Here is a 26,129-nt window from a genome sequence, read left to right on the forward strand (position 1 = left end):
GGGACCCGCCGCCGTCGTCAGGTCGTGCGCAGCTCCTCGACCGTCGTGCTGGCGCGCAGGAAGAGCAGGCCGACGCCGACGGTGAGCAGCACCGCGGCCAGCCCGCCGGCCGCGAACCAGGCCAGCTGTTCCCACGGTACGTGCGGCGGGACGGTCACCTCGGGCACCCACTCGGTGCGGGTGTGGCGGGCCCGGGTGGCCGGGCCCGCGCAGAGCTGCTCGCCCGCGTCGCAGACCTCCTGCGCGTAGCCCCCGGCGGTCGGTGCGGGGAACACGCCCCGGACGAGCAGGTAGCCGACGGCCAGCGCGAGGCCGATGGCGGGCACCGCCGGGGCGAGCGACTGCCAGAGCAGCGAGCGGCCGATCGTGGCGCGCGGCACCCCGGTGGCCACCAGCGCTGCGTACGCCCGGCGGCGGGTGGTGATCCCCTCGACGACCGCCACCAGCAGCCCGCCGCCCGCGATGGCCACGGACACCGCGACGCCCAGGTCGACCAGGTCCATGGCGCCCAGGTAGAAGGAGTCCGAGCCGGCCATCCCGGCTCCGGTGCGGCGCTCCAGCTCCATGGAGGCCAGGAAGTCGGCGCGGAGCCCGGCGGCGCCCGCACCGAAGACGAGCGCGGCCAGCAGGGCGGCCAGGGTGCGGCTGCCCGCCCACGGGTCGGCGGTCAGCCGGCGTGCGGCGAGCAGCGCGGCCGGGCGGCGGCCGTGGCGGTGCAGCAGGCGGCCGGCGGCGTGGGAGAGCCAGCCGGTGCCCGCGATCACCCCGACCATGGCGGCCAGGGCACCGAGGATCAGCAGCGCCGGCAGCAGCCAGAGCGGCGGTTCGGCGTGCCGCCGCTCGTACCAGAGGCCGACCGGCCGGAACGCGGCGAACAGGGCCAGCCCCACCAGGATCAGCAGGCCGGGCCACGGCCAGGGCGCCCGGGTGCGGAACCGGCGGACCACGCCGAACGGGGTGGTGGTGACCCGGCGCAGCAGGGCCGCGCTGACCAGGGCGGCAAGCAGCGGCAGACCGAGCACCACGGCCAGCATTGCCGGCGAGGCCGGGTGGACGTCGGTGGGCAGCGGCAGCCGTCCGTCGGCGCCGGGCCGGTGCAGCAGCCGGTGGCCGGCCAGGAAGGCGGCGAGGCCACCGACGGTGCCGAGCAGGCTGGCCAGCCCGGTCTCGGCGGCCGCGATCCGGGTGACCTGGTGCGGGGTCGCCCCGGCCAGCCGGAACGCGGCCAGGCGGCGGTCCCGGCCCGGCGCGCCGAGCCGGGCGCACTGCCCGGCCAGCCCGAGCACCGGCACGACGAGCAGCAGCAGGCCGAACGCCAGGCCACCCCGCAGGCCCGGCTCGCGCAGCAGCCCGTTGGTGTACTGGAGGGACCAGCGGACGGAGTTGTCGTCGGTGGCCGGCGGGGTGGGAATGGCCAGCACGGTGAGCGCGGCCAGCCCGACCAGCGTGGCCAGGGCGGCGCTCAGCGCGGTCAGCGCGACCCGGGCGGTGTCGGTCCGGGTGCCCGCCCCGGCGAGCCGGATCAGGGTGCCCGGGCTCACCGGTGGCCGCCGGGTACCGGCGCGTCGAGGCCCAGGCCCGACTGGTCGACCGCCCCGTCGCGCAGGGTCACCTCGCGGTCGGCGTACGCGGCGATCCGCGGCTCGTGGGTGACCAGCACGACGGCGGTGCGCTGCTCCCGGGCGAGCCGGACGAGCTGGGTGAGCACCTGCTCGCCGGTGAGCGTGTCCAGCGCGCCGGTGGGCTCGTCGGCGAAGAGCACCCGCGGCTCCGTGACCAGGGCCCGGGCCAGGGCACACCGCTGCTGCTGACCCCCGGACATCTCGCCCGGCCGGACGTCGGCGACCTCGGCCACGCTGAGCCGCTCCAGCCAGGTGAGCGCCGCCGTCCGCGCCTCTCGCCGCCCCGTGCCGGCGAGAAGCAGCGGAAGGGCGACGTTCTCCGCCGCGGTCAGCTCGGCGACGAGCTGACCGAACTGGAAGAGCACCCCGAACTCGGTGCGCCGCAGCCGGGACCGCGCCGACTCGGACCACTCGTCGATCCGCTCCCCGCGCCAGGTGACCTGCCCGGCGTCCGGGCGCAGGATGCCGGCGAGGCAGTGCAGCAGGGTGGACTTGCCGCAGCCGCTCGGGCCGGTGACGGCGAGGATCTCGCCCTCGGCCACGCCGAGCGTCACGCCGCGCAGGGCCGGCGTCCTCCCGTACGCCCGGACCACGCCGCGCGCCTCCAGAAGACTCACGAGTGCACCTCCCGGTGCCAGTCGGCGACCCGTTCGAGGGTGGTGTGCAGCCACCGCAGGTCGGCGTCGAGATGGGCGATGGCGAAGTCGGCCGCGATCACGTCGTCGAGGCCGGCCGCCGGGGCGGTCTTCACGGCGGTCAGCTCGCGCAGCCGCTCGGTGTGCGCCCGGCGCTGGGCGATCAGGTAGGCGCGGGCCCGCTCGACGTCGGCCACCATGAGCGCGACGACCACCTTGGCGAAGAGGGTGCTCGCCACGTACGGCATCGGTGGCTCGACGGTCGCCAGCCACTGGTCGAGCGCGGTCCGCCCCTCGCCGGTGAGCGCGTAGGACGTGCGGTCGGGCCCGCCCTCGCGGGCCTGGCCGGCCGGGGCGACCAGGCCGTCCCGTTGGAGCCGGGCCAGGGTGGCGTAGACCTGCCCGAAGGCGAGCGGCCGGGCCCGGGGCAGCCGCTCGTCGTGGGCACGCTTCAGCTCGTAGCCGTGCCGGGGGCCGCGCGCGAGCAGCCCGAGCAGTACGTGCTGAGTGGACACGCCCACACTATTCATTGAGCGAATAGTGGTGTCAAGAGCGGCCCGTACGGCGGGTCGCCGCACGGGCCGGTCGGGTCAGGGGGTCCAGGCGGGGTCGCGGCCGGTCCGGCCGAGCAGGGCGTCCAGCGTGGTCGGCTCGCCGGTGGCCGGGACGGGCTCGCCGAAGGCGCCCATCTTCTGCCCGGTGTCGCCCATCCGGTCCATGAAGCCGTGCCCCGCCGCGAGCACCGCCGGGTCGACCTCCAGCCGCTGGCCGGTCGCCCGGGCCAGGTCCCAGCCATGCACGGTGAGGTCGATGAGAGCCATGTCGCCGACGGTCTCCTGCGGCAGGCCCATGCCGGGCGAGACGCCCTCCAGCGCCGCCGGATCCGACCAGGCCCGCGCCAGGCGGTCGGCCTCCGTCGCGAACCGGTCGCGCCAGCCCTCGGCCAGGTGGTCGGTCTTGGCTGCCCAGTCCACCTCCCGCCGGCGGGCCAGGTCCTGGAAGTTCACCACCACGTCGAAGAGGTGGTTGAGCAGGTCGCGCACCGTGTAGTCGGGGCACGGGGTGGGCAGGCCGAGCTGGTCGTCGGAGATGCCCTGGACCACCGCCGCCGTCCGGGGCGCGGCGACGGCCAGCAGCTCACTAGTCTTCGTGGTCATAGGGACCAGCGTATGAGGGCGGTCTTGAAGAAATGCGACACGAACCGCGGCAGGACAACCGGGGCATCCTCGACCCCGGCCGGCTCCGGCGGCGGGTCCACTTCCGGCGCCGGCTGCCCGCCCCGGCGCTGCGCCCCTGGGTCGAGCACTACTGGCTTGTCGACTGGGAGCTGACCGACCCGTTCGACCAGCGGATCGTCCCGCACCCCGCGGTCAACGTGGTGTTCCAGGCCCGGGCCGGCGAGGCGGAGCACGGCGAGATCGCCGGCGTGGACACCGGCCTGTTCACGATCACGCTGCACGGCGCCGGCCGGGTCACCGGCGTCCAGTTCCGCCCGGGCGGCTTCCGCCCCTTCTGGCGCCGCCCGGTCTCCGAGCTGACCGGCCGGCGCCTCCCGCTGCCCGCCGGGCCGCCACCGGCCGGCACGGCCCCCGCCGCGCCGTTCGCCGCCGGGCCGGTCTGCCCCGGCACCGACACGCAGCGGTGCCGCCGGCTCGACGACCTGCTCACCGCCTGGCAGCCGGCGCCGGACCCGCTCACCGCCGAGGCCACCGCCCTGGTCGAGGAGATCCGCGCCGACCGCGCCGTCCTGCGCGTCGACGACTTCGCCCGGCGGCACGCGATCTCCACCCGGCGGCTCCAGCGGCTGTTCCTGGACCACGTCGGCGTCGGCCCGAAGTGGGTGATCCGCCGCTACCGGCTCCAGGAGGCGATCGAGCAGGCCGCCGCCGGGCCGCTGGACTGGTCGCGCGTCGCCGCCGACCTGGGGTACGCCGACCAGGCCCACCTGGTCCGCGAGTTCACCGCGGTGGCCGGGGTGTCACCGGCCGCGTACGCCCGCTCGCTGGCCGCCTCGCGGCGCGGGTGACCCCCGGCGGTCAGCGGCGGCGTACGGCGACCACCGCGACGTCGTCGTGGATCTCCGGCGGCGCCAGCTCGACCAGCAGCCGCTGGCAGAACTGGTCGAGGTCGTCGTCGACCCGGGTGGCGACCGCGGCGAGCGCCGCCATGCCCTCGTCGATGGTGGCGTCGCGCCGCTCGATCAGCCCGTCGGTGTAGAGGACCAGCGTGGCCCCGGCCGGCAGCACGAACTCCAGGTCCGGCGGGCGGGGCGCGCGCACGCCGAGCAGCGGGGCGGACTGCTGCACGAAGTCCGTCCGCCCGTCGCTGCTGACCAGGGCCGGCAGGTGCCCGGCGCTGGCCAGCCGGATCAGGCCGCTGCCCGGATCGAGCAGCAGCACGCAGATGGTGGCCAGCTCGGTCGGCAGCAGGGTCCGCATCAGCTCGTTGACCCGGTCCAGGATCACCCCCGGCGGGTGGCCCTCGACCGCGTACGCGCGCACCGCGTGCCGCAGCTCGGCCATCACCGTGGCGGCGTGCAGCGAGTGCCCGGCCACGTCGCCGATCGCCATGAGCAGGTGCCCGTCGAGCATCACCAGCTCGTAGAAGTCCCCGCCCACCTCGGTCTGGGCGCTCGCCGGCTCGTAGCGGACGGCCAGGTCGAGGCCGGCGATCTCGGGCAGCCGGCGGGGCAGCAGACTGCGCTGGAGGGTCACCGCGATCCGGTGCTCCTGGTCGAAGGAGCGCTGGGCCTCGACCGCCGAGGCGACCGCCTGGGCGAGCTGCACCAGCACCGGGGTGCGTACGGTCTGGGTGGCGGTCGGCACCACCACGTAGAGCGCAGGCCGGTCCTCCCGGAGCCGGGTGGCGGCCACGGTCACCGTGTCGCCGTCGGGCCAGGCGGTCAGGTCCCAGGCGCCCGGCTCGTCGACCCGGACGCGGGTGCCGATCGGCTGCCCGGTGTTGTCCACCGTCCACGGCACGATCACCGGCGGCGCCTCCGGCCCGACGGTCACCCCGACCAGGCAGTCCCCGTCGAACGTCTCCGCCACCACGGCCGCCGGGCTCTTGAAGATCCGCGCCGCGCCGGCCGCCGCCGCCTCCAGCAGCCGGACGAAACTCGACGCCGCGTGCATCTCCACGGTCGCGTCGGCCAGCGCGGCCAGCCGCTCGGCGAGCAGCTCGGCCCGCTGCCGGGCCTGGTAGTAGCGGAGCACCGCGTGCGCGGTGGCGACCAGTTCCTCCGGCTCGATCGGCTCGGCCAGGTACGCGTCCGCGCCCCGGGTCAGCCCCTGCGCCCGGTCCACCACGTCCACGGCGTGCGCGGAGACGTGGATGACCGGCGTCGACGGGTGGGACTCCTTGATCAGCTCGCAGACCTCGAAGCCGCTCATGTCGGGCAGCCGGACGTCCAGCACCACGAGGTCGACCCGGTCCTTGCGCACCCGGTCCAGCGCCTCGGCGCCGTTCTCCGCCTCCAGGGTGGCGAAGCCCGCCCGGGTCAGCCAGTGCACCAGCAGGTACCGCTTCGGACTGCTGTCGTCGACCACCAGCACGGTCGCCGGACCGCTCTCCACCGTCAGGCTCCGCCCACGGGAAGGACCACGGTGAAGGTGCTGCCCCGGCCCGGTTCGCTCACCAGCTCCAGCGCCCCGCCGAGCAGCGTGACCAGCCGCCGCGCGTAGGGCAGGCCGAGGCCCGTGCCGCCGACCCGGGTCGTGCCCGGCACCTGGTAGAACTCCTCGAAGATCCGCTCGTGCAGCTCCGGCGGAATGCCCGCGCCGGTGTCGGTGACCGACAGCGACCAGTGTTCGCCCCGGCGTTCCGCCCGCAGCCGCACCTCACCCCGCTCGGTGAACTTGAGCGCGTTGTGCAGCAGGTTGCGCAGCACCTGGGCGAGCAGCACCTCGTCCGAGCGGGTGGTCGCCGGGGCCGGCGGCTCCTCCACCACCAGCTCCACCTCGGGCCGGGTGGCCAGCGCCCGCAGCGTGCCGCGGAGCTGCCCGAAGAGCGCCCGCAGGTCCACCTCGGCCCAGTTGGGTTCGAGCCGGCCGGACTCGGCCTTGGCCAGGTCGAGCAGCTCGTTGACCAGGCCGAGCAGGTCGGCCGCCGACGACCGGATCAGCCCCACCTGCCGGGCCTGCTCGGCGGTGAGCGGGTCGGACGCGGAGTCGCCGAGCAGCCGGGCCAGCCCGATGATCGCGGTCACCGGGGCGCGCAGCTCGTGGCTCACGTTGGCCAGGAACCGGCTCTTCGACTCGCTGGCGGCGCGGAGCTGGGCGGACTTCTCGTCCAGCTCGGCGTAGAGCGCCACCACACCGCGGTTGGTCTCCTCCAGCTCCTCGGTGAGCTGGTTGTAGAGCGCCATGACGCCCCGGTTGGTCTCCTGGAGCTCGGAGTTGAGCACCTCCAGCTCGTCGCGCTGGCTGCGCACCTCGTCGAGGGCGGCGATGAGCTGGCTGTTCTGCGCGGCCAACTCGTCCAGCACCGTGCCCGGAGCGCTGCTGGCCAGCTCGGTCCGGAGCTGGGCGAGGCGCTCCGGCGTGAACGGCGGCGCCTGCGCCGGGACTCGTCGGGACATCCTCACGACCGTATCGCCCCCGGCGGTCACCACACCCAGCATGTCGACCAGACGCGCCACCGCACCGGACTGCGGCTCGTAGCGGCCGCCGGGCAGCGGGCGGACCGGTGCCAGATCGACCCGGAGCACCGGCAGGCCGGTGTGGGCGTCGACGACGACCGCGAAGGTGACGTCCGCGCCGCCGACCGCGCGCAGCAGGTCCCGGGCCACCTCGCTGAGGGCGGTGGCCAGGCGTACCTGGTCCTGGTTCTCCAGCCCGACCGCGGCGGCCACCTCCCGGCCGCGCTGCCGGACCAGGAAGATGTCCTGCTCCACCCGGAGCGCCATCTGCAGCAGCGGGTCCTGGGCGGACGGGCGGGTCACGGCTCCGCCCGGGCGACCAGGACGCAGGCGTCGTCCCGGCGGATCCCGGCGTCGCGGAGCAGGGTGGCGGCGGCCAGCAGCGGCGCGCGGCCGGCCAGGCCGGGGTAGTCGGCCAGGTCCCAGCGGTCCGTCACGCCGTCGCTGTGCATGACCAGGGTCGCCCCGGCCGGGAACGGGTAGTCGTACTCCCGCACGGAGGGGCGCTGGTGTCCGGCGATGCCGGGCAGCGAGACGAGGCCCCGCCGCCGCTCGCCCGCGGCCACGATCATGGCTGCGATGTTGCCCAGCCCGGCGTACCGCAGCAAGCCCGACACGGGGTCGGGTTCGGCCACCGCGAGCGCGGCGCCGCGGGTGTGCGACATGGCCCGGTGCAGGTTCTGCACCACGGTGGACGGCGAACCGGCCGGCGCCGCCCGGAACGCGGCCAGCGCGGCCCCGGTGGCGGCGGCGGCCAGCGGGCCGTGCCCGAGGCCGTCGCAGACCAGCACCTGCCGCCGGCCGTCGACCACCCGCACCGCGTACCCGTCGCCGCTGACCTGCTCGCCGGTGATCGGCCGGGCCAGCGCGCCGGCCCAGTCCGGCCCGGGAACCGGGCCGTCCCAGACCTGGACGGCCTGCACGGTGCCCCGGCCGGGCAGGGAGTAGCCGTCGAACCGGCTCGCCTGCCGGGCGATCGCGCCGAGGCCGATGCCGAGGGTGCCGGTGGTGGAGTGCCCGTCCGCCGACGAGAGGGCGAGATCGGCCATGCCGGGGCCGGAGTCGATGGCCACCAGTTCCACCCCGGCCCGCCCGCCCCGGCGCACCGGCCGGAGCAGCAGGGTGCCCTCCCGGGCGTGCTTGACCAGGTTGCTGGTGATCTCGGCGGTGACGATGGCCAGGTCGGCGACGCGCGGCTCGCCGAGTTCCACCTGCCGGCCGAGCCGCTCGGCGGCCCGCCGCACGCTGCTCGCGGCGGCGCCGTTCTCCACCCGGAACCAGAGACCGTGGTCGGCGACCACGTCGCCGATCATCGGGACCACTTGATGACGGTGATCCGGGTGCCCTCACCCACAGCGGTCCAGATGTCGAAGTCGTCGACGAGCCGGCGGGCGCCGCTGAGCCCCAGGCCCAGCCCGCCACCGGTGGTGAAGCCGTCGGTGAAGGCCTCGTCGAGGTCGGCGATGCCCGGCCCCTGGTCGGCGAAGACGATGCGGACTCCGCGGCGGCGGCCGTCCTCCACAGTGGTCACCTCGGCGCTGCCCCCGCCGCCGTAGATCAGCGTGTTGCGGGCCAGCTCGCTGGCGGCCGTGACCAGCTTGGTCTGGTCGACCAGCGAGAGCTTGACGGCGACGGCGGTGGTACGCACCAGCTGCCGCACCCGGACCACGTCCTCGTCGCTGCGGATCGCCTGGGTCGCGGGCACCCCCAGGTCGACGCCTGCGGTCATGGCGTGGCCGTCGTCTCGGCGTCCTCGTCGGCGTCCGCCTCGTCCCACTCGTCGGCCCGGCTCGCCGCGATCAGCTCCATGCCGCGCTCGACGTTCAGCGCGGTGCGGATGCCGTTGAGCGACAGCCCCAACTCGACCAGGGTGATGGCGACGGCGGGACGCATCCCGACCACCACCGTCTCGGCGTCCAGCACCTTGGAGATGGACGCGATGGTGGACAGCATCCGGCCGACGAAGGAGTCGACGATGTCCAACGCCGTGATGTCGATGATCACGCCGTGCGTGCCGGTGGCGACGATCCGCTCGGCCAGGTCCTCCTGGAGCTGGATCGCCGTCTGGTCGGACATGTCGAGCTGGATGGAGACCAGCAGGATGTCACCGATCTTGAGGATCGGCACCCGCTCCATCAGGACTCCCGGCGCGCGCGGCGGGTGGCGGTCTCGACGCCGGTGAGGCGCAGCACGTGGCGCAGCGCGTCGGCCAGGCTCGCCTTGGTGGCGATGTCGCCGAACTCGATGCCGAGGGCCACGATCGTCTGGGCGATCTGCGGCCGGATGCCGGAGATGATGCAGTCGGCGCCCATCAGCCGGGCGGCCACCACGGTCTTGAGGATGTGCTGGGCGACCTGGGTGTCCACCGCCGGCACGCCGGTGATGTCGATGATCGCGTAGGGCGAGCCGGTGTCGACCAGGGTCTGGAGCAGCCGCTCCATCACCACCTGGGCGCGGGCCGAGTCGAGGGTGCCGACCAGCGGGACGGCGACCACGCCCTCCCACAGCTTCACCACCGGCGTGGACAGCTCCAGCAGCTGCTCGGCCTGGTCGGCGATCAGGCCCTCGCGGGTGCGCACGAAGCTCTCGAAGGTGAACAGCCCCATCTGGTCGATCAGGGCGGAGTAGGCGACGAAGTCGCGGAGGGTGTCCGCGTCCCGGCTCTGCTCCATGAGCTCCAGCAGCGCGTCCTTGAGCGCGAACACGCTGATCGCGGTCTCGGTGGCGCTGAAGCCCTGGCGGGCCCGGCTGGCGGAGAGCTCGGCCAGCACCGCCCGCAGCTCGCCGCCGTGCTCGTCGGCCAGGTCGCGGAGACCGTGCTGCCCGGCGTCGATGATGCTGCGGTGCAACTCCCGCGCCTGCCGCGCCAGCTCCGCCTGGCTGAGCCGGCCGCGCAGCGAGTCGGCGACGATCTCCGTCCAGCGCGCGGTCAGCCGGTCGGCGTGCTCGGTCAGCAGGCGGGCGAGCCGACCACTCTGTTCGGCGCTCAACGCCATGGTGACCTCCCTGAACTCTGGACGGGCCGGACTCTATCACCGCGGTCTGCGGCACTAGTTGTCGCGGAGCAACGAAATGATCGAGGGCACCCTTCTCGGCTCCCGTTCTGCACGCTGCCAGCTTCGTGGGATACCGTTCCACCGAATACAGGAGGTCGGCGAATGTCCTTGACGGTGCACACGGAACAGCGCGGCGACGTGGTCGTCGTGTCGGTCGCGGGCGAGCTGGACATGGCGACGGCACCGCAGCTCCAGGACCAGATCACGGACCTGCTCGACAAGGGGCGCAACCGCCTCGTGTTCGACCTGGCCGAGGTGTCGTTCTGCGACTCGACCGGGCTGTCGGTGTTCGTACGCGCCAAGAACAGCTGCGACGAAGCCGGCGGCGTGGTCCGGCTGGCCGCCCCGCAGCGCGGCGTGCTCCGCATCCTCGAGGTGAGCGGCCTGGTCGAGGTGCTGCACACCTACCCGACGGTGGAGCAGGCCGTGGCGGGCGATCCCACGCCGGCCTCCTCCTGACCGTTTCCCCTCAGCGCTCGTCCTCGATGTGCCGAGGGCGGGCGATCACCATGCCCGCCCCCGTCTGCACGGCGAGCGCCACCAGCAGGAAGCCGATGGGCGCGGTCCAGCCCCCGGTCGCCTCGTAGAGGATGCCGACCAGCAGCGGGCCGAGCGCGGCGATCACGTAGCCGGTGCTCTGCGCGAAGGCGGAGAGCGCGACCGTGCCCTCGGCGGTCCGGGCGCGCAGCCCGATCGTGGTCAGGATCAGCGGGAACGCGCCCTGACCGAAGGCCAGCAGCAGCACCCAGAGGGGCGCGAGGCCGTGCGGCGCGAGCGCCAGGCCGACGTACGCGGCCGTGGAGAAGGCGGTCAGCGACAGCACCAGCGGGCGCAGCGTGGGCAGCCGGCCGGCCAGGGCCGGCATCATGAGCGCCACCGGCACGCCGAGCGCGGTCACCCCGGCGAGCAGCAGGCCGGCCGCCTCCGGCGCGTAGCCGGCGTCCCGGAAGAGCTGGGCCAGCCAGCCCATGATCGCGTACCCGCTGAGCGACTGCGCCCCGAAGTACACCGCCATGGCCCAGCCGAGCCGGGTGCGCGCGGGCCGTACCCGCGCCGGCGCGGCGGCGGCCACCGCCGGGGTCGCCGTCCGGCGCGCGGCCCGGGCGCGCAGCGCCAGCGGCACCCACGGGAGTACGGCCACCGCGGCCAGCCCGGCCCACACGCCGAGACCGGCCCGCCACGAGCCGAAGGCGTGCGCGATCGGCACCGCCGAGGCGGCGGCCACCGTGGTTCCCACGGTGAGCGCCATCGTGTACGCCCCGGTGACCAGCCCGGTGCGCTGCGGGAAGTGCTGCTTGACCAGCATGGGCAGCAGGATGTTCGCGACCGCGATGCCGGCCAGCGCGAGCGCGCTGGTGAGCACGAAGACCGCCGTCGAGTCGGTGACCACGCGCAGCACCTGCCCGACGGTCAGCGCGACCATGGCCACCACCAGCACCCGGGCGGCGGGCCAGCGGCGGACCAGCCACGGGGTGAGCGCGCCGAGCCCGGCGAAGGCGATGGTGGGCAGCGTGGTGACCAGGCCGGCCGTCGCGCCGGAGAGGCCGAGCCCGTCGCGGATCTCGTCGAGCAGGGCGCCCAGGCTGGTCACCGCGGCGCGCAGGTTGACCGCCACCAGCAGCATGCCGACCAGGACCAGCAGGCCGCCGCGGGCCGGGGTGGCCTGCGGCGCGGGGGCGGCGGCCGGGGCCGGCCCGGGCGTCACATCGGTGGTGAGCGCGTCGGTGACCGGGGCTCCGGTGGGCGGGGGTGGCGGGGTCATGACCTCGAACCTACAATCATGGGATGAATTTCGGCAGGAGGTGTAACCGGTGACACCCGCCGTCGATTCCGTCGCCGTGCCGCCACGCGGCCACCGGGTGCGCCAGACCATCGAGCAGCTCCGGGGCCGGATCCTCGGCGGCGAGTGGCCGGTGGGCGCGAAGATCCCCACCGAGCCGCAGCTCGTCGCCGCGCTGGGCGTCGGGCGGAACACGGTCCGCGAGGCCGTCCGGGCGCTGGTGCACGCCGGGGTGCTGGAGTGCCGGCAGGGCTCCGGCACCTACGTGGTGTCGACCGACGAGCTGGCCCCGGTGGTGGCCCGCCGGCTCACCGCCGACCGGATGGCCGAGGTGATCGAGGTCCGGCGCGCCTTCGAGGTGGAGGCGGCCCGGCTCGCCGCGCTGCGGCGTACCCCCGAGGACCTGGCGGCGCTCGACCGCGCGCTCGCCACCCGGGAGGCCGCCTGGCGCTCCGGCCGGGTCGGTGAGTTCGTCGAGGCGGACGCCGCGCTGCACACCGCCGTGGTGGCCGCCGCGCACAACGCCATGCTGGCCGAGCTCTACGCGTCGGTCGGCGCCGCGCTGCGCAGCACCGTGGCCCAGGCGATGGGCGAGACCCTGGAGCCCGAGCGGTACGTGGACCACGGCCGGCTGGTCGAGGCCATCCGGGACGGCGACCCGGCCCGGGCGGCGATCGAGGCCGGTGCTTTTCTCGAAGCCCCCTCCCGGGCATAGGTTGTGCCGGACGGAAATTCGGACAGCACGGGAGTACGGATGCTCAAGGGCTTCAAAGACTTCATCATGCGCGGCAACGTCGTCGACCTGGCGGTCGGTGTCGTCATCGGTGCCGCCTTCACCGGGGTGGTCACCCAGCTCACCAAGTCGTTCCTGGAACCGCTGGTCCGGGTGTTCATCGCGCTGATCACCGGCAGCAAGAACGGCCTCACCGGCTCGACGCCGACCTTCCGGGAGATCCCGTTCGACTGGGTGGCCTTCGTCAACGCCGCGATCACCTTCCTGCTCACGGCGGCGGCGCTGTACTTCCTGGTCGTCTACCCGATGAACCGGCTCGCCGAGCGGCGCAAGCGCGGCGAGGAGCCGCCGCCCGCCGCCCCGAGCGAGGAGGTCAAGCTGCTCACCGAGATCCGGGACGCGCTGCTCGCCGGCAACCACGGCACGCCGGCCCAGCGCGGCGCGCTGGACGACGTGCTCGGCCGCCGGCAGGAGCCCCCGGCCGCGCGCTGACCCCATAGCCGATCGGCCCCCGTGGGAATCCCGCGGGGGCCGACGTGTGTCGAACACATGTTCGATAGAGTCCCCGCATGGAGCAGCGCAGGCACTGGTGGAACGGGAAATGGGGGCGGCTGGCCCGGCGGGACGTCTTCCTCCGGGTCGACGCCGACCGCTGGCACGTCGAGCAGCGCGCCGGCGGCGCCGAGGGGGTCTCCCAGTTCTACGAGTACGCCAGCGTCGAGGAGGCCGAGGAGACGGTCCGGGCGCTGCTGGAGGGGCCGGACACGTGGCGCGAGCTGTCCCCGCGCCCGCCGAGAGGCTGGGCCCCGCCCGTTTAGCGCCCGCGCGCCTCGGGAACCGCGCCTGTATGAGCCAGCAGCAGGACAGCGTCTCCCGGGTCACCACCGGCATGCGGGTGGTCGACTCCACCGGCGTCGAGGTGGGCACCGTGGATCTCGTCCAGCGCGGTGACCCGGCCGCCGTGACCGTGCAGGCGCCCGCCCCGGTGGACCCGGGCAGCAGCCTGGACGAGCTGATCGAGTCGGCGGCCGCCGAGGAGCCGGACGTCCCGGCCGACCTGGCCGCCCGGCTGCTGCGCGAGGGCTACCTCAAGGTCTCCACCGAGCTGGCCCGCACCGGCGCGGTCTACGTGCTGGCCGACCGGATCGCGGCGGTCACCGACGACGGCGTACGCCTCACCGTCCCCGCCGGCCAGCTCCCCCCGGAGGAATGACTCGCGTCGCCTGATCAGCCGGCCCGGGCCGGAGCGGCCGGCTCCGGTGCCCGCTCGGCCACCGGTGGCGGGGCCGGGCGACGGCGGCGGAACAGCAGGAGCATCAGCCAGCCGGCGACCAGCCCCCAGAACGCGCCGCCCACGCCGAGCAGGCTCACCCCGGAGGCGGTGACCACGAAGGTGACCACGGCGGCCTCCCGGGCGTCCGGCGCGGCCACCGCCGCCGCGACCGCGCCGGCCAGCGCGCCGAGCAGCGCGAGACCGGCCACCGCCTCGACCAGGACCGGCGGGGAGAGCAGCACCAGGGCGGTGGCCACGCCGGCGCCCAGGCCGAGCAGCGCGAGACCGATCCCGGCGGTGACCGAGGCGATCCAGCGCCGCTCCGGGTCGGGGTGGGCGTCCGGGCCGGCGGCCAGCGCGGCGGTGATCGCGGCCAGGTTCACGGCGTGCCCGCCGGCCGGCGCGCCGAGCGCCGTCGCGAGCCCGGTCACGCGGAGCGCCGAGCCCAGCGGGGCGCGGTATCCGTAGCCGGCCAGCACGGCCGTGCCCGGCACGTTCTGCGCGGCCATGGTGACCAGGAACAGCGGCAGCGCCAACCCGACGATCGCGGGCAGGGTCCAGGCGGGCGCGGTCAGCACGACGGCCGGGGCGGCGTCGATGCGGGCCGGCCCGGACGCGGTCAGCGCGATCGCCACCACCGCCGCGGCGAGCGCGCCGGGCACGGCCCACCGCCGGGCGAACCGGTGCAGCAGGAGCCAGGCGAGCACCACCGGCCCGGCCAGCCGGGGCACCTCGACCAGGGCCCGGACGGGCGCGGTGCAGAGCGGCAGCAGCACCCCGGCGAGCATGGCGCTGGCGATCGGCGCGGGGATCGCGGCGACGGCCCGGCCGAGCGCGGGCACGAGCCCCGCCGCGACGATCAGCAGGCCGGTGAGCAGGAAGGCGCCGACCGCCGCCGGCCACCCGCCGGGCACCGGCCCGGTGGCGACGAGCAGCGCGGCGCCCGGGGTGGACCAGGCGATGGCCAGCGGCAGCCGGTGCCGCAGGCCGAGCCAGACGGCGCAGCAGCCGCTGGCGACGCAGAGGGCGAGCAGCCCGGAGGCGGCCTGCGCCTGGTCGGCGCCCACGGCGCGCAGCCCGGCGAGCACGACCGTGAACGAGCTGGCGAAGCCGACCAGGGCGGTCACCACGCCGGCCAGCACGGGTTGCAGTCGACCGGCCATCGCTCTCCCCCTCGCCCGCCGTTCCGTTTACGGAACGGGCCGATGTAGCACCATAGCCCCATGACAGCTGCCCCACCAGCCGGTGACCGGACCGCCGAAGCCGTCGGCCGGCGGATCCGCGCCCTCCGCGAGGAGCGGGGGATGTCCCTGTCCACGCTCGCCCGGCTGGCCGGCGTCGGGAAGGCCACCCTCTCCGGGCTGGAGAACGGCACCCGCAACCCCACCCTGGAGACCCTGTACGCGATCACCGCCCAGCTCGGCGTGCCGCTCACCGCCGTGCTCTCCGGACCGGCGGAGACGCCGACCGTCCGCGGCGCCGCCGTGGGGGCCACCCTGCTGGAGGTCTTCAGCGACACCGACGCGACCTACGAGCTCTACCGGATGCGGGTCAGCCCCGGTCCGGCGCAGCTCTCCCCCGCGCACCAGGCCGGCGTCACCGAACACGTCACGGTCTTCGCCGGCGTGCTCCGCGCCGGCCCGGTGGACGCCCCGGGGACCGCCGGCCCCGGGGCGTACCTCCGCTGGACCTCCGACGTGCCGCACAGCTACGCGGCCGTCGGCGACGAGGAGGTCCGCGCGAGCCTGCTGCTGCGCTACCCGCGAGCGGCCACAATGGATGGTTGATACATACCGCGTGTGCAAGTGGGCGACATTTCTTTCAGCAGACCCAGCAATGCGTAGAGACGCGGACCCGATGTTCTTGGCAAGCTTGTCCCCATGACGCTGATCCTCCGCTCGGCCATCCTGAACGACGTCGGCCTCGTCCGGACCAACAACGAGGACTCCGCCCTCGCCGGTGACCGCCTCGTGGCGGTGGCCGACGGCATGGGCGGCCTCCCCGCCGGCGAGGTGGCCAGCGAGATCGTCATCCGCATCCTGGACGAGCTGACCCCGCCGACGGCTCCGGACGAGGCCGCCGACGCCCTGCGCGCCGTGGTGAGCACCGCCAACCAGCGCATCCGCGCGGCCATCACGGTCGACCCGGCGCGCGACGGCATGGGCACGACGCTGACCGCCGCCCTGCTCGCCGGCGACACCCTGGTCCTCGCCCAGGTCGGCGACTCCCGCTGCTACCTGCTGCGGGACACCGAGCTGACCCAGCTCACCCGGGACGACACCTTCGTGCAGGCACTCGTCGACCAGGGCGCACTCTCCCCCGATCAGGCCCGCCACCACCCGCAACGCTCGCTCGTCACCCGGGCGGTGCAGGGCTCCGACGCACCGCCGGCCGTCGGGGTGCTCACCGTGTTCGCCGGCGACCGGCTGCTGCTGTGCAGCGACGGCCTCTCCGACTACGTGGAGGACGCCGCCATCACCTCGGCCCTGGTCACCTACGGCGACCGGCAGCAGTGCGGCGAGCAGCTCGTGAAACTCGCCCACCAGGCCGGCGCTCCGGACAACGTCACCGTGATCGTCTCCGACGTCACCGAGGCCTGAGCCGGTCCGATTCGGGTTGCGCCGCCCGGTCCCTCGGGTTGGGATGAGCGGATGCGCATTCGCCGCTTGGCCGCCGAGGAACGTCTGACCACCAGCTTCCCGCTCCAGGCGTACGCCTTCGAGACATCGCCGATGGCCGTGTCGCGGACCGAGGAGTTCCGCGCGTACCTGCCGTACAACGCGGGCAACCGGACGCTGATCGTCGAGGAGGACGGGATCACGGCGGCCTCCGTCTCGGCGGTACCCATGCGGCAGAACCTGCGCGGCGCCGTGCTGCCGATGGCCGGCGTCGCCGGGGTGGCCACCCACCCGCTGGCCCGCCGGCGCGGGCACGTGCGCACGCTGCTGCATCAGCTCCTCGACGAGATGCGGGACGAGGGGCACCAGCTGACCGCGCTCTACCCGTTCCGCGCCTCCTTCTACGAGCGCTTCGGCTACGTGGGGCTGCCCCGGCGGCGCACCGCGGTCTTCTCCCCCGCGGACCTGGCCCCGCTGCTCCGCGCCGAGCTGCCCGGCGAGGTGGTGTGGGAGCGGGTCGGCGCCGGCTACGAGCGGTGGCGGGCGTACACCGAACGCTGCCTGCGCGAGCGGCACGGGTTCGCGGCCTTCCCTGACTTCCGGGCGGTCGGGCTGCGCGACCGGGACGACCGCTGGCTGGTCACCGCAGTCCGGGACGGCGAGACGGTCGGCGCGGTGACCTACCGGATCGACGACCACGGCGGCACGCTGATCGCCGACGACCTGCTGGCCGGCGACCCGTACGCCCGGGCGTCGCTGCTCCAGTTCTTCGCCCGCCACGTCGACCAGGTCGAGCGGATCAGCGTCGAGCTGCCCGCCGACGAGCTGCCCGAGCTGTGGCTCACCGACCTCGCCGTGCACGTGGAGGCGCGGGTGTCCCGGCCCGGCTCGTCCGCCCCGATGGCCCGGCTGCTCAGCCTCGACGCGCTCGCCGACCAGCCGGTCCTGACCGGCCGGGTCACCGTCGAGCTGGTCGGCGACCGCTGGCTGGCCGGCACCCACCTGCTCGACGGCACCACCGGCACCCTGGAGGTGCTGCCGGCGGACGCCGCCGCGGCGGGCACGGTGCCGGGCGCGCGGCTCACCTCCGCCGGGCTCTCCGCCCTGGCGTACGGGGTGCTGGACCCGGCCGAGGTGGCGGTGCGCGGGCTCGGCGAGGTGCCGGTCGAGGCGGCCGCCGAGCTGCGGCGGATCTTCCCGCGGGCGCTGCCGTACCTGTTCGCCGACTTCTGAGACCGTTTCCGATCTCCGGGCCGGGGGTAGGGTCCTCGGGTGCCGGAGTGGTTGGAAGCGGGCCTCTGGGGGCTGGTGGCCGGGTCTGCCCTGCTGATCGGGGCGGCCGTCGGGTTCTTCGCGCGGGTGCCGCGCCGGGCCATCGCCTCGGTCATGGCGTTCGGCGCCGGGGTGCTGCTCTCGGCTGTCTCCTTCGACCTGATCGCCGAGGCGCACGAGCAGGGCGGGCTGGGGCCGGTGGTCATCGGCGCGACGGTGGGGGCGCTCGCCTACACGGGGGCGAACATCCTGCTGGCCCGGCGCGGTGCGCGGCACCGCAAGCGCTCCGGCGACGAGCAGCCCTCCGAGCAGGATCACCCCGGTTCCGGCGCCGCCATCGCGGTCGGCGCGGTGCTGGACGGCGTACCCGAATCGGTGGTCATCGGTGCGAGCCTGCTGGCCGGCGGCCCGGTCAGCCTGGTCACGGTGCTCGCGGTCTTCCTCAGCAACGTGCCCGAGGGCATGTCCAGCGCGGCCGGCATGCGCCAGGCCGGCCGGACCCGCCGCTACGTCTTCCTGCTCTGGACGGCGATCGCCGTGGTCTCCGGCGCGTCGGCCCTGGCCGGCTACGCGCTGCTCGGCGGCGCCCCGCCGGCGCTGCTGGCCGGCATCACGGCGCTCGCGGCCGGCGCGATCCTCGCGATGATCACCGACACCATGGTCCCGGAGGCCTACGAGGACGCCCACCTGCTGGTCGGCCTGATCACCGTCCTCGGCTTCCTGGTCGCGTTCGCGCTGTCCCACGCCTGACGCCCGCACGGCGTGGCTTAGGGGCGGGTTAAGGATCCCGGCCGGAGTCGTGCGGCGGCGGGCGGTCCTCCTAGCATCGGGCGGTGCGTGTGAAGTCCGCTGTCACCCTCCTCGTCCTCGGTCTCGCCACCGCGACGCTGCCCGCCTGCGGAGGCGACCAGCCGGCGGGCTCGCCCGCGCCGGTCGCCGCGACCAGCGGCGCCCCCGCCGGCCCGACGCTGCCACCGACCGGCGACCCGAGCGCCCGGGCCGGTCTGGGCACCGCCAAGCCCAGCGCCACTCCCGCGGCGGCCGCGTTCCGGGCCGGCAACCCGGCCGGGCACGCCGCCGTGCCCGCCGAGGCACAGGCCGTGGACACGTCGCGCCCGACCCGTACGGTCGGCACCGGCACGCCCGCGAGCTGCACCTCCGCGGCGGTGGTGAAGGCCGTGGCGGCCGGCGGGATCATCACCTTCGACTGCGGCCCGGCCCCGGTGACCATCACGATGAAGGCGACCGCGAAGGTGGTCAACTCGCACGGCCCGCGGGTCGTGCTGGACGGCGGCGGCAAGGTCACCCTGAGCGGCGGCGGCCAGCGCCGGATCCTCTACCAGAACACCTGCGACCAGGCCCAGGGCTGGACCACCTCGCACTGCCAGAACCAGGACCACCCGCAGCTCACGGTGCAGAACCTGACCTTCGCCGACGGCAACTCCACCGGCGACCGGACCGAGGGTGGCGGGGGCGGCGCCATCTTCGTACGCGGTGGCCGGCTCAAGGTGGTCAACACCCGCTTCGTGGACAACCGCTGCGACCGGACCGGCCCGGACCTGGGCGGCGCCGCGCTGCGCGTGCTCAGCCAGCACGACAACAAGCCGGTGTACGTGGTGAACAGCACCTTCACCGGCGGCGTCTGCGCGAACGGGGCGGCGACCAGCAGCATCGGCGTCTCCTGGACCGTGCTGAACAGCGTCTTCCGCGACAACCGGGCGGTCGGCAGCGGCGCGAACCCGGCCCGGTCCGGCAGCCCGGGCGGCGGCAGCGGCGGCGCGATCTACTGCGACGGCAACGAGTTCACCGTCCGGATCGCCGGCACGATCATCGAGGACAACACGGCGAACGAGGGCGGCGGCGCCATCTTCTTCGTGAGCAACAACCGCACCGGCACGATGAAGATCGAGACCTCCACGCTCCGCCGAAACCCCAGCAAAGGCTTCGAGACCCAGGGCTTCCCCGGCATCTTCTTCCTGGGCGCCCACCCCCCAACGGTGTCCAACTCCCGCGCAACGCGCTGACCTCCCACTCCCCGCCGCCCCGCCGCCCCGCCCCCGCCTCGCGGGTTGATCAAGAAGTTTCCGTCAGGTTCGATCTCCCCGGTGACGCAAACCTCTTGATCAACGAGGCTGCGGTCAGTAGGGGTTGCGGTGGCCGGGGAGGCGGGCCTTCAGGAGGGCCGTCGGGCGGCCGGGGAGGGTCGGGTCCGCGGACATCGGCGGGGAGGTGGTGCCGGTCCGGTCGGACATGCCCTCGAACAGCTCCCTCAGCGCCGCGACGCTGTCGACCTTCGGGGTCCAGTCCAGTTCGCGCTCGGCGCGCTCGCTGGACATGAGCGGAGCGTTCAACGCCAGGTCCACCCAGCCGGTGTCGACCGGCTGCAGCCGCGCCCGCCAGGTCAGCGCCGCCGCCGCGCGCAGCACCGGGATGGCCACCGGCACCGTCCAGCCGTGGAAGTGCCGGGCCAGCAGCTCCGGGGTCAGCACCGGGTCCGCGGCCACGTTGAAGGCGCCGTGCGCATCACCCAGCACCGCCCGGGCGTACGCGTTGGCCGCGTCGTCGGCGTGCACCGCCTGCATGCGCAGCCGCCGGTGCGTCGGCACCAGCGGGATCCGGCCGTACCGGAGCAGCCCGACCGGCGCCAGCGGCCCGATGAAATAGCGGCAGATCTCCGTGCCGGCGTCCCGCTGGAAGGTCAGCCCCGGCCGCAGCCGGACCACCCGCAGCTCCGGGCGCTCCCGCCGCACACCGTCCAGCAACGCCTCCACCTCGGCCTTGTCCCGGCTGTACGACGACGTCTCCACCCCGGTCGCCGGCCAGTTCTCGCTCACCGGATGGTCCTTCGGACCGGGCGCGTAGGTGCCGACCGACGAGGCGTACACGAGGGCGGGAACACCGGCCCGGACGGTCGCCTCGAACACGGCGCGGCTGCCGCCGACGTTGGTCCGGTGCAGGGTGCGCTGGTCGTGGCTCGGCTGGATCTGCCAGGCCAGGTGCACCACGGCCCGCGCCCCGGCGAACGCCCCGGCCAGCTTCTCCACCGCGTCCGGCGCCCCGACGTCACAGGAGTGCCACTCCACCCCGTCGTACGGCTCACCGGCGTCCGGCCCGGGCAGCCGGCGGGCCACCCCGACCAGCTCCGCCCCGGACTCCCGCCGCAGCCGGCGCAGCAGGGCCGTGCCCACGTTGCCGGTGGCCCCCACGATCACGATGCGCATACCGGTGCCGTACCCGCTGAAGCGGGCAGCAACCGCTCACGGACGGGGGTTCGTCCGCGCCCAGCTCTTCTCGCCCTCGCGCCGCCCCTGCGTGGCGGCCAGGCAACGGGGGCACACGTAACCCTCGGGGTCGGCCTCGGTGAGCACGTCGGTGTTCGAATAGTCGAACGGCACATGGGGGAAGCGGCGCAGCCGCGTCCGGCTGAGCTGGAGCCCGCAGACCGTCTGATTCTGGCCCGGCAGCCAGGCGTGGACCTCGCCACCGGGGCGGCGAACCCCGTCGTCCCCGGCCACCTCGCTGGACGCCGCCACCGCGGCCGTGCTGCTCGCCCTCATGCGTATCCCGGTTCCCCAGCGCGGCGTCGTCATGCCCGTCCGCCGACGGTGGGAGTCTGAAGATCGACAGGTGGCGGAAGCCGGAAGGCCCGCGCGGGCGGGTTCCGGTAGCCTGGTCGGACGGGCCGCTAGCTCAATGGCAGAGCTGTGGACTTTTAATCCATAGGTTCAGGGTTCGAGTCCCTGGCGGCCCACCCGAGCGCAAGGTGGCGTTGTAGGGCGTGACATGAGCCCGGCCAGTGGGCCGCCCACGCCCAGGTGGGCGGGCCTCGGCGTGGGCGGCCGTGCGGGTCGGACCTCAGGCCGCCCCGGCCACGGTCACCGGGAAGGTGATGACGTTGTCCCCCGGGTTGAGGTCGTTGGGGTAGCGGGACAGGGCGCGGAACGCGATGCTTCCCTCGCCCAGGTCACCGGCCGCCAGCTCACTCGCCGTGCTGAAGATCAGCGTGAAGGTGCGCTCCTCGCCTTCCATGAAGGCACCGCCCGGCACACAGTTGAGGCCGCACTCCTCGGTCCACGGCTCCCAGATGCCATCCGGCAGACTCACCGGCTCGAACCACACCTGGTCGTGCGGGGCGTCGCCGTTGTACCGGACGGTCACCGGCAGCCGGCCCTCGAAGAATCCGTCCGGCCGCCGGGCCAGGGTCAGTCCGCCGGTGATGCTCACGGACACGTCAGGCTGGGAGTCCTGGACGTAGGGCTGGGGGTCGGCGAGCGTGCCGCTGGTGGACCGGAAGCGGGTGGAGAACGGCTCATCGGCAACGACCTCGCCGCCGACCTTGACCGCCAACCTGCCGTTACCGGCCTTCATGGCGTGCGACTGGAGGCTGGTGAGCACCCGGAAGTCGAGGGTGAAGGACCGCCGCTCGCCGGGGGCGAGCTCGCCGCCCGGCACGTCGCACTCGACCCGGGTCCGGTGGTCGGGCAGCAGGTCGCCACTGCTGTAGCAGCTGACGCCCCATTCGACGTTCTCGTAGGAACCGGGGATCGGCTCCGTGATCACGTAGGTGGCGCGGCCCGGCTCCGCGCCCCGGTAGGTCAGGTCGACCTTGAGGGAGCCGCGGTAGCCGCGATCGGTCGGTTCGAGGACGAGCCGGTCGGCGACCGTGGCGGTCGAGCGGGCGGACGCGGCCTGGGCGGGCCCTGCCGCCACCGACAGCGCGGCCGTCGCGCCGAGGACCGCAACGAGCACAGTGGACATTCTGGTACGCAACGAATTCTCCCCCGATTTCCTGTGCGGCCACGACGGGCGTCCCATCGCGGGTGCTCGCGGCCCCACGTGCCGGCCTCAGCGAGCGACGTCAATGGTGTCAGGTCCGGCCGCTCCGCGCCGCCCCGCGAACACCGTCCACTGTCGCCGGTGTCGCCGTGCGCATCGATGACGCGGGCGGGCGGAGGGGAGCAAACCCTCCCCGCTTCGTCACCTGTTGGCCGTGCACCGTCCCTGGTTTTCTCTCTGACGACGGGATCTCGAGAGAAAGCAGGGTTTCCATGTCGTTGCTCCGCCGTACCCTCGCCACCGCGGCCGTGGCCCTCGCCGCCGGCGCCGTCGCCGTGGTCGACGCTTCCCCGGCGCTGGCCAGCACGCCGGCGAGCTGCTCCAGCGTCCGCCAGATCGGCACGACCCGCGTGCTCACGGTCGGCGGCGTGCAGGCCGCGTCGGTGAAGCAGTACTACGGCTGTGGCTACAACTACGCCTACATCTACGTCTGGGAGCAGTACCGGGCCAGCCACTCGAACTGGGACCTGTACGTCCACGTCGTCGACGAGTCGGACAGCGGCACGGACTACGGGGTGGGCGAGCTGAACAACACGACCCGGGCGGAGCTGTGGGGCAAGCCGGCGAACACCGCCGCGCACTGCACCCACGTCACCGGCTACCTGAACTCGACGGGCGGGTCGACCAGCACGGTCTGCTGACCCCGCCCGTCATCCCACCGCGCACCCCGAGAGGACCACATGAAGTTCACCCGCACCGCGCTGACGATGGCGGCGGCAGCGACCGCGCTCGTCGTCGGCCTGCAGAGCCCGGCCATGGCGTCGGATTCCTACCACGTCATGAACACCGGTGACGCGTTCGGCGGCGGCGTCTTCGACTACAGCGGTGAGGCCTACTTCACCGAGCACGGCGACATCATCAAGATCTGCGACACGGACGCCGACGGCTACGCCGTGAAGATGTGGGTCAACCTGGACGACGGGTACGGGCCGACGCTGTACACCTTCACCCGGGGCGGGGAGGGCAACTGCGCCACCCACCGGGCCAGCGAGGGCGGCAAGTACGACCTGCCGGAGAAGCGCTACATCGGCTTCCTGTTCTGCCGTTACAAGGACGGCCACGAGAGCGAGTGCGCGGCTTACAAGTTCTACAACGACTTCTGATCCGCGGAAGGGGGGCGGGGCCGGCCGGTCGCGCGGCCGGCCCCGGTGGCAACGCGTCGACGGTCCGTGCCCTGGTCGGGGCACGGGCCGTCGGCGTCCACAGGGGAGGGCGGACCCGAGCGGCGGGTGTCGTCCGGACGCATCGGTAACATTCAGCGGCGATGGTCCACAGCGAGCAGCCGGTGACGCACCGCCCCGAGCCGGGCGCCGGCGTCGACCTGGGGATCGCCGGGTGCATTGATGCCGTCGAGGTCGGGCGGGGCGGGTTCGGCGTCGTCTACCGGGCCTGGCAGGCCGACTACTCCCGCTGGGTGGCGGTGAAGGTACTCGCCGCCGACTGGGCCGGGCCGTCGCGGGTCCGCTTCGAGCGGGAACTGCGCGCCCTGGGCCGGCTGTCCGACCATCCGCACATCGTCACCCTCCACCAGGCCGGCCGGACCGCCGCCGGCAACCCGTACCTGCTGATGGCGTACGAGGAGGGCGGCTCGCTGGGCGACCGGCTGCGCCTCGCGACGGCGGGTGACTGGCGGGCGGCCGTGGCCGGCGGGATCGCGGTGGCCGGCGCGCTGGAGACCGCGCACCGGGCCGGCGTCCTGCACCGTGACGTGAAGCCGGAGAACATCCTGATCTCCGGGTACGGGGAGCCGAAGCTGGCCGACTTCGGCCAGGCCCGGGCCGGCGCCGAGCGCCACGGCACGCGGGGCACGGTCACCGCGAGCGTGCTGCACGCCGCCCCGGAGGTGCTGCGCGGCGAGCCGGCCTCGGTGGCCGCCGACGTCTACGCGCTGGCCTCGACCGTGCTGCACTGGATCCGGGGCACGCCGGCCTTCGCACCCGCCGCCGGGGAGTCCACGGGCACCCTGCTGCGCCGGATCGCCGCCGACCCGGTGCCGGACCTGCGCCCGCTGGGCGTACCCGACGGGGTGTGCGCGGCGCTGGAGCGCGCGCTGGCCAAGGATCCGGCGCGGCGGCCGGCGTCGGTGGCGGAGTTCGCCGGCGAGCTGCGGGCCGCCCAGGCCGCGGCCGGGCTGCCGGTGACCCCGTTCGTTCCGGGGGACGTGGCCGCCGACGCCGGGGCGCGGCCGGTCGCACCGGTCGGCCCGGCGCCGTCGCTGTCCGCCCGCCGCCGCGCGGCCCTCGCCCTCTCCGCCACGGTGGCGCGGCCCTCCCTGGTACGCCGGCACGCGCTGCGCCGGACCGTCGGCCTGGTCGTGGCGGTGGCGACGGTGCTGGCCACCGGGTACGCGCAGGCGCCGCCCCCGCCCGCCCCGGTGACCCTGCCCGAGCGGGTGGAGCTGGGCGAGCTGACCCTGCACGCCGAGTCGGCGGAGCGGCTGGTGCGGGTGCGTAACCGCGCCGACCACCCGGTGACCCTGGGCGCGGTGACGCTGGGCGGCCCGTCCCGGGGTGAGCTGAGGATCGTCGAGGACTCGTGCGGGTCGCGCCGGCTGGCACCGGGGGCCGGCTGCGACGTGGGGCTGGTCGTCGTGCCCCGGGTGGCCGGGCCGGTCCGGGCGGTGCTGGAGCTGACCGTGGCCGGCCGGCGGGTGACCACGACGCTGGCGGGCACGGCGGGACCGCGCCGGGCCGGCCAGGACGACGCGCCGCCCGGCCGGTGCTACGCCGACGCCTACCAGATCGGCGCGTCCGCCTACGGGTACGCGGGCGGGCTGCGTGCCATCTCGGTGAAGCAGTACTGGTCGCCAGGTTGCCGGGCCGCGATGGCGTACGTGTGGGTGTGGAAGCAGTACCGGGACAACGTGTCGACGGGCGGCGGCACCTGGACCGTCGACCTGGCCGTGCGGGCGGGTGGGCCGCGGGCGCGGCAGCGCGCCACCGGCCAGCCGTACGAGCTGTGGACCGAGCCGTGGCCGTCGGCGGGGCGGTGCGTCACCGCCACGGCGGCGGTGACCGTCGCCCGCTCCGGCGCGGTGACCTCGGCGACCACCGAGCCGTGGTGCGACCGGTGACCGGCGGCTGGTTCGAGGTGCACGGCACTGGGCCGGTGCGCCTCGTCCCGCTCAGTGTGGACACGCTGACCATCGGCCGGGCCCCCGGGAACGAGCTGCCCATCGACAGCCGGCTGGTCTCCCGGCTGCACGCGCTGGTGGAGCGCTTCCCGTCCGGCTGGATCATCCGCGACCTGGGCAGCACCAACGGCACCACGGTCAACGGGGCGCCGCTGCGCGAGGCCCGCACCCTGCACGACGGCGACCGGGTGGAGGTCGGGCCGGCGCGGCTGGTGTTCCGGGCCCCCGGGCAGCACACCGGCACGCGGACCGTCGGCGTCGAGGCGCCGCCCGCCCCGCCGGTGCTGACCCGCCGGGAGGGTGAGCTGCTCGACGCGCTGTGCCGCCCGTACCTGGCCGGCGGCGACACCTTCCCGGAGCCGCCGGCGGTGCGCGTGCTGGCCGGCACGCTGGGCGTCAGCGAGAGCGCGGTGAAGAAGCACCTGACCCGGCTGTACGACAAGTTCGGCCTGGTCAGCAACGACGACCGGCGCCGGGCGCGGCTGGCCGCCGAGGCGGTCCGCCGGGGCGCGGTGAGCTGACGCGGGGCCGT

At 74.7% G+C, this 26,129-nt stretch carries 30 protein-coding genes and 1 tRNA gene; 16 read left to right on the plus strand and 15 right to left on the minus strand.

Annotation, left to right across the window (positions count from 1 at the left end):
* Positions 1-17: 17 nt before the first annotated feature.
* The 4 genes from ABZS80_RS03730 to ABZS80_RS03745 all read right to left on the minus strand — a co-directional run bounded on the left by ABZS80_RS03730 (position 18) and on the right by ABZS80_RS03745 (position 3,414).
* Entirely contained in the window at positions 18-1,541 is a 1,524-nt protein-coding gene (locus tag ABZS80_RS03730; RefSeq protein ID WP_355054295.1) for an FtsX-like permease family protein, read from the minus strand.
* Positions 1,538-2,239: an ABC transporter ATP-binding protein gene (locus ABZS80_RS03735; RefSeq protein ID WP_355054296.1), complete on the minus strand. Its 702-nt coding sequence runs from the start codon at positions 2,237-2,239 to the stop codon at positions 1,538-1,540. Before ABZS80_RS03735 ends, ABZS80_RS03730 begins: the two co-directional genes overlap by 4 nt.
* The gene (locus ABZS80_RS03740; protein WP_355054297.1) at positions 2,236-2,772 is read right to left on the minus strand and encodes a PadR family transcriptional regulator; all 537 of its coding nucleotides are present in this window, start codon (positions 2,770-2,772) and stop codon (positions 2,236-2,238) included. Before ABZS80_RS03740 ends, ABZS80_RS03735 begins: the two co-directional genes overlap by 4 nt.
* Positions 2,773-2,847: 75 nt before the next feature.
* Entirely contained in the window at positions 2,848-3,414 is a 567-nt protein-coding gene (locus ABZS80_RS03745) for a TIGR03086 family metal-binding protein (protein WP_355054298.1), read from the minus strand.
* A gap of 32 nt (positions 3,415-3,446) precedes the next feature.
* Between ABZS80_RS03745 and ABZS80_RS03750 the strand changes: the two genes are divergently transcribed.
* Positions 3,447-4,283, plus strand: a complete 837-nt coding sequence (locus ABZS80_RS03750; protein ID WP_355054299.1) for an AraC family transcriptional regulator — start codon at positions 3,447-3,449, stop codon at positions 4,281-4,283.
* Positions 4,284-4,293: 10 nt separating this feature from the next.
* On the opposite strand, the gene ABZS80_RS03755 is transcribed toward ABZS80_RS03750, so the two are convergent.
* From ABZS80_RS03755 to ABZS80_RS03780, 6 genes are read right to left on the minus strand one after another with little or no spacing between them, the layout of a single operon-like run.
* Positions 4,294-5,832, minus strand: coding sequence for a SpoIIE family protein phosphatase (locus tag ABZS80_RS03755; protein WP_355054300.1), 1,539 nt, complete (start codon positions 5,830-5,832; stop codon positions 4,294-4,296).
* 2 nt (positions 5,833-5,834) lie between these two features.
* A complete protein-coding gene (locus ABZS80_RS03760; RefSeq protein ID WP_355054658.1) occupies positions 5,835-7,163 on the minus strand; it encodes a sensor histidine kinase in 1,329 nt (442 codons plus the stop codon).
* 32 nt (positions 7,164-7,195) lie between these two features.
* Positions 7,196-8,209 carry a SpoIIE family protein phosphatase gene (locus ABZS80_RS03765; RefSeq protein WP_355054659.1) on the minus strand — a complete coding sequence of 338 codons (1,014 nt, stop codon included), beginning with the start codon at positions 8,207-8,209 and terminating at the stop codon, positions 7,196-7,198.
* Complete coding sequence (locus ABZS80_RS03770; protein ID WP_151465717.1) at positions 8,206-8,625, minus strand: ATP-binding protein; 420 nt, start codon at positions 8,623-8,625, stop codon at positions 8,206-8,208. The genes ABZS80_RS03765 and ABZS80_RS03770 overlap by 4 nt, the downstream gene beginning before the upstream one ends.
* Positions 8,622-9,032, minus strand: a complete 411-nt coding sequence (locus ABZS80_RS03775) for an STAS domain-containing protein (RefSeq protein ID WP_355054301.1) — start codon at positions 9,030-9,032, stop codon at positions 8,622-8,624. The genes ABZS80_RS03770 and ABZS80_RS03775 overlap by 4 nt, the downstream gene beginning before the upstream one ends.
* Positions 9,032-9,892 carry an STAS domain-containing protein gene (locus tag ABZS80_RS03780; RefSeq protein WP_355054302.1) on the minus strand — a complete coding sequence of 287 codons (861 nt, stop codon included), beginning with the start codon at positions 9,890-9,892 and terminating at the stop codon, positions 9,032-9,034. The genes ABZS80_RS03775 and ABZS80_RS03780 overlap by 1 nt, the downstream gene beginning before the upstream one ends.
* Positions 9,893-10,054: 162 nt before the next feature.
* Between ABZS80_RS03780 and ABZS80_RS03785 the strand changes: the two genes are divergently transcribed.
* The gene (locus tag ABZS80_RS03785; protein WP_091315546.1) at positions 10,055-10,411 is read left to right on the plus strand and encodes an STAS domain-containing protein; all 357 of its coding nucleotides are present in this window, start codon (positions 10,055-10,057) and stop codon (positions 10,409-10,411) included.
* A gap of 10 nt (positions 10,412-10,421) precedes the next feature.
* Here ABZS80_RS03785 and ABZS80_RS03790 read toward each other — a convergent pair whose 3' ends face one another.
* Positions 10,422-11,714 (minus strand): MFS transporter, encoded by a 1,293-nt coding sequence (locus ABZS80_RS03790; protein ID WP_355054303.1) that lies wholly within the window; start codon positions 11,712-11,714, stop codon positions 10,422-10,424.
* 49 nt (positions 11,715-11,763) lie between these two features.
* Here ABZS80_RS03790 and ABZS80_RS03795 point away from each other — a divergent pair, with 49 nt between their 5' ends.
* The 4 genes from ABZS80_RS03795 (at position 11,764) to ABZS80_RS03810 (ending at position 13,678) form a co-directional block, all read left to right on the plus strand.
* Positions 11,764-12,447, plus strand: a complete 684-nt coding sequence (locus ABZS80_RS03795; protein WP_355054304.1) for a FadR/GntR family transcriptional regulator — start codon at positions 11,764-11,766, stop codon at positions 12,445-12,447.
* A 39-nt stretch (positions 12,448-12,486) separates the two neighbouring features.
* Positions 12,487-12,957 (plus strand): large conductance mechanosensitive channel protein MscL, encoded by a 471-nt coding sequence (mscL, locus tag ABZS80_RS03800; protein WP_355054305.1) that lies wholly within the window; start codon positions 12,487-12,489, stop codon positions 12,955-12,957.
* A 77-nt stretch (positions 12,958-13,034) separates the two neighbouring features.
* Positions 13,035-13,283 carry a hypothetical protein gene (locus ABZS80_RS03805; protein ID WP_355054306.1) on the plus strand — a complete coding sequence of 83 codons (249 nt, stop codon included), beginning with the start codon at positions 13,035-13,037 and terminating at the stop codon, positions 13,281-13,283.
* A 29-nt stretch (positions 13,284-13,312) separates the two neighbouring features.
* Complete coding sequence (locus ABZS80_RS03810) at positions 13,313-13,678, plus strand: hypothetical protein (RefSeq protein ID WP_355054307.1); 366 nt, start codon at positions 13,313-13,315, stop codon at positions 13,676-13,678.
* A gap of 14 nt (positions 13,679-13,692) precedes the next feature.
* Here ABZS80_RS03810 and ABZS80_RS03815 read toward each other — a convergent pair whose 3' ends face one another.
* Entirely contained in the window at positions 13,693-14,901 is a 1,209-nt protein-coding gene (locus ABZS80_RS03815; protein ID WP_355054308.1) for a benzoate/H(+) symporter BenE family transporter, read from the minus strand.
* Between the two features lie 60 nt (positions 14,902-14,961).
* On the opposite strand from ABZS80_RS03815, the gene ABZS80_RS03820 reads away from it, so the two are divergent.
* The 5 genes from ABZS80_RS03820 (at position 14,962) to ABZS80_RS03840 (ending at position 19,652) form a co-directional block, all read left to right on the plus strand.
* Positions 14,962-15,525, plus strand: a complete 564-nt coding sequence (locus ABZS80_RS03820) for an XRE family transcriptional regulator (RefSeq protein ID WP_355054309.1) — start codon at positions 14,962-14,964, stop codon at positions 15,523-15,525.
* Positions 15,526-15,618: 93 nt separating this feature from the next.
* On the plus strand, positions 15,619-16,338 hold the full coding sequence (locus ABZS80_RS03825) for a protein phosphatase 2C domain-containing protein (protein WP_355054310.1): 720 nt from the start codon (positions 15,619-15,621) through the stop codon (positions 16,336-16,338).
* 51 nt (positions 16,339-16,389) lie between these two features.
* The gene (locus ABZS80_RS03830; protein ID WP_355054311.1) at positions 16,390-17,589 is read left to right on the plus strand and encodes a GNAT family N-acetyltransferase; all 1,200 of its coding nucleotides are present in this window, start codon (positions 16,390-16,392) and stop codon (positions 17,587-17,589) included.
* A 39-nt stretch (positions 17,590-17,628) separates the two neighbouring features.
* On the plus strand, positions 17,629-18,378 hold the full coding sequence (locus ABZS80_RS03835; protein WP_355054312.1) for a ZIP family zinc transporter: 750 nt from the start codon (positions 17,629-17,631) through the stop codon (positions 18,376-18,378).
* An 83-nt stretch (positions 18,379-18,461) separates the two neighbouring features.
* Complete coding sequence (locus ABZS80_RS03840) at positions 18,462-19,652, plus strand: hypothetical protein (protein ID WP_355054313.1); 1,191 nt, start codon at positions 18,462-18,464, stop codon at positions 19,650-19,652.
* Positions 19,653-19,766: 114 nt separating this feature from the next.
* On the opposite strand, the gene ABZS80_RS03845 is transcribed toward ABZS80_RS03840, so the two are convergent.
* Positions 19,767-20,849, minus strand: a complete 1,083-nt coding sequence (locus ABZS80_RS03845) for an NAD-dependent epimerase/dehydratase family protein (protein ID WP_355054314.1) — start codon at positions 20,847-20,849, stop codon at positions 19,767-19,769.
* Between the two features lie 36 nt (positions 20,850-20,885).
* Complete coding sequence (locus ABZS80_RS03850) at positions 20,886-21,185, minus strand: hypothetical protein (RefSeq protein ID WP_355054315.1); 300 nt, start codon at positions 21,183-21,185, stop codon at positions 20,886-20,888.
* A gap of 122 nt (positions 21,186-21,307) precedes the next feature.
* Between ABZS80_RS03850 and ABZS80_RS03855 the strand changes: the two genes are divergently transcribed.
* A tRNA-Lys gene (locus ABZS80_RS03855) sits at positions 21,308-21,379 on the plus strand.
* 104 nt (positions 21,380-21,483) lie between these two features.
* Here ABZS80_RS03855 and ABZS80_RS03860 read toward each other — a convergent pair.
* A complete protein-coding gene (locus ABZS80_RS03860) occupies positions 21,484-22,377 on the minus strand; it encodes a hypothetical protein (RefSeq protein WP_355054316.1) in 894 nt (297 codons plus the stop codon).
* A gap of 299 nt (positions 22,378-22,676) precedes the next feature.
* Here ABZS80_RS03860 and ABZS80_RS03865 point away from each other — a divergent pair, with 299 nt between their 5' ends.
* The 4 genes from ABZS80_RS03865 (at position 22,677) to ABZS80_RS03880 (ending at position 26,118) form a co-directional block, all read left to right on the plus strand.
* The gene (locus tag ABZS80_RS03865; protein WP_355054317.1) at positions 22,677-23,105 is read left to right on the plus strand and encodes a hypothetical protein; all 429 of its coding nucleotides are present in this window, start codon (positions 22,677-22,679) and stop codon (positions 23,103-23,105) included.
* A gap of 39 nt (positions 23,106-23,144) precedes the next feature.
* On the plus strand, positions 23,145-23,567 hold the full coding sequence (locus ABZS80_RS03870) for a hypothetical protein (RefSeq protein WP_355054318.1): 423 nt from the start codon (positions 23,145-23,147) through the stop codon (positions 23,565-23,567).
* 161 nt (positions 23,568-23,728) lie between these two features.
* Positions 23,729-25,537, plus strand: a complete 1,809-nt coding sequence (locus tag ABZS80_RS03875; protein WP_355054319.1) for a serine/threonine-protein kinase — start codon at positions 23,729-23,731, stop codon at positions 25,535-25,537.
* Complete coding sequence (locus ABZS80_RS03880; protein ID WP_225853615.1) at positions 25,534-26,118, plus strand: FHA domain-containing protein; 585 nt, start codon at positions 25,534-25,536, stop codon at positions 26,116-26,118. The genes ABZS80_RS03875 and ABZS80_RS03880 overlap by 4 nt, the downstream gene beginning before the upstream one ends.
* Positions 26,119-26,129: the final 11 nt, after the last annotated feature.

This window comes from Micromonospora sp. NPDC005305, from assembly GCF_040607315.1.
In the GTDB taxonomy this organism is placed as follows: domain Bacteria; phylum Actinomycetota; class Actinomycetes; order Mycobacteriales; family Micromonosporaceae; genus Micromonospora.

Coding starts and splice junctions, on each gene's coding strand:
- ABZS80_RS03765 (WP_355054659.1), bottom strand. CDS start 8,209: ATGATCGGCGACGTGGTCGCCGACCACGGTCTCTGGTTCCGGGTGGAG.
- ABZS80_RS03805 (WP_355054306.1), top strand. CDS start 13,035: ATGGAGCAGCGCAGGCACTGGTGGAACGGGAAATGGGGGCGGCTGGCC.
- ABZS80_RS03820 (WP_355054309.1), top strand. CDS start 14,962: ATGACAGCTGCCCCACCAGCCGGTGACCGGACCGCCGAAGCCGTCGGC.
- ABZS80_RS03780 (WP_355054302.1), bottom strand. CDS start 9,892: ATGGCGTTGAGCGCCGAACAGAGTGGTCGGCTCGCCCGCCTGCTGACC.
- ABZS80_RS03785 (WP_091315546.1), top strand. CDS start 10,055: ATGTCCTTGACGGTGCACACGGAACAGCGCGGCGACGTGGTCGTCGTG.
- ABZS80_RS03770 (WP_151465717.1), bottom strand. CDS start 8,625: ATGACCGCAGGCGTCGACCTGGGGGTGCCCGCGACCCAGGCGATCCGC.
- ABZS80_RS03870 (WP_355054318.1), top strand. CDS start 23,145: ATGAAGTTCACCCGCACCGCGCTGACGATGGCGGCGGCAGCGACCGCG.
- ABZS80_RS03850 (WP_355054315.1), bottom strand. CDS start 21,185: ATGAGGGCGAGCAGCACGGCCGCGGTGGCGGCGTCCAGCGAGGTGGCC.
- ABZS80_RS03865 (WP_355054317.1), top strand. CDS start 22,677: ATGTCGTTGCTCCGCCGTACCCTCGCCACCGCGGCCGTGGCCCTCGCC.
- ABZS80_RS03875 (WP_355054319.1), top strand. CDS start 23,729: ATGGTCCACAGCGAGCAGCCGGTGACGCACCGCCCCGAGCCGGGCGCC.
- ABZS80_RS03815 (WP_355054308.1), bottom strand. CDS start 14,901: ATGGCCGGTCGACTGCAACCCGTGCTGGCCGGCGTGGTGACCGCCCTG.
- ABZS80_RS03790 (WP_355054303.1), bottom strand. CDS start 11,714: ATGACCCCGCCACCCCCGCCCACCGGAGCCCCGGTCACCGACGCGCTC.
- ABZS80_RS03750 (WP_355054299.1), top strand. CDS start 3,447: ATGCGACACGAACCGCGGCAGGACAACCGGGGCATCCTCGACCCCGGC.
- ABZS80_RS03775 (WP_355054301.1), bottom strand. CDS start 9,032: ATGGAGCGGGTGCCGATCCTCAAGATCGGTGACATCCTGCTGGTCTCC.
- ABZS80_RS03745 (WP_355054298.1), bottom strand. CDS start 3,414: ATGACCACGAAGACTAGTGAGCTGCTGGCCGTCGCCGCGCCCCGGACG.
- ABZS80_RS03825 (WP_355054310.1), top strand. CDS start 15,619: ATGACGCTGATCCTCCGCTCGGCCATCCTGAACGACGTCGGCCTCGTC.
- mscL (WP_355054305.1), top strand. CDS start 12,487: ATGCTCAAGGGCTTCAAAGACTTCATCATGCGCGGCAACGTCGTCGAC.
- ABZS80_RS03845 (WP_355054314.1), bottom strand. CDS start 20,849: ATGCGCATCGTGATCGTGGGGGCCACCGGCAACGTGGGCACGGCCCTG.
- ABZS80_RS03810 (WP_355054307.1), top strand. CDS start 13,313: ATGAGCCAGCAGCAGGACAGCGTCTCCCGGGTCACCACCGGCATGCGG.
- ABZS80_RS03760 (WP_355054658.1), bottom strand. CDS start 7,163: ATGGCGCTCCGGGTGGAGCAGGACATCTTCCTGGTCCGGCAGCGCGGC.
- ABZS80_RS03830 (WP_355054311.1), top strand. CDS start 16,390: ATGCGCATTCGCCGCTTGGCCGCCGAGGAACGTCTGACCACCAGCTTC.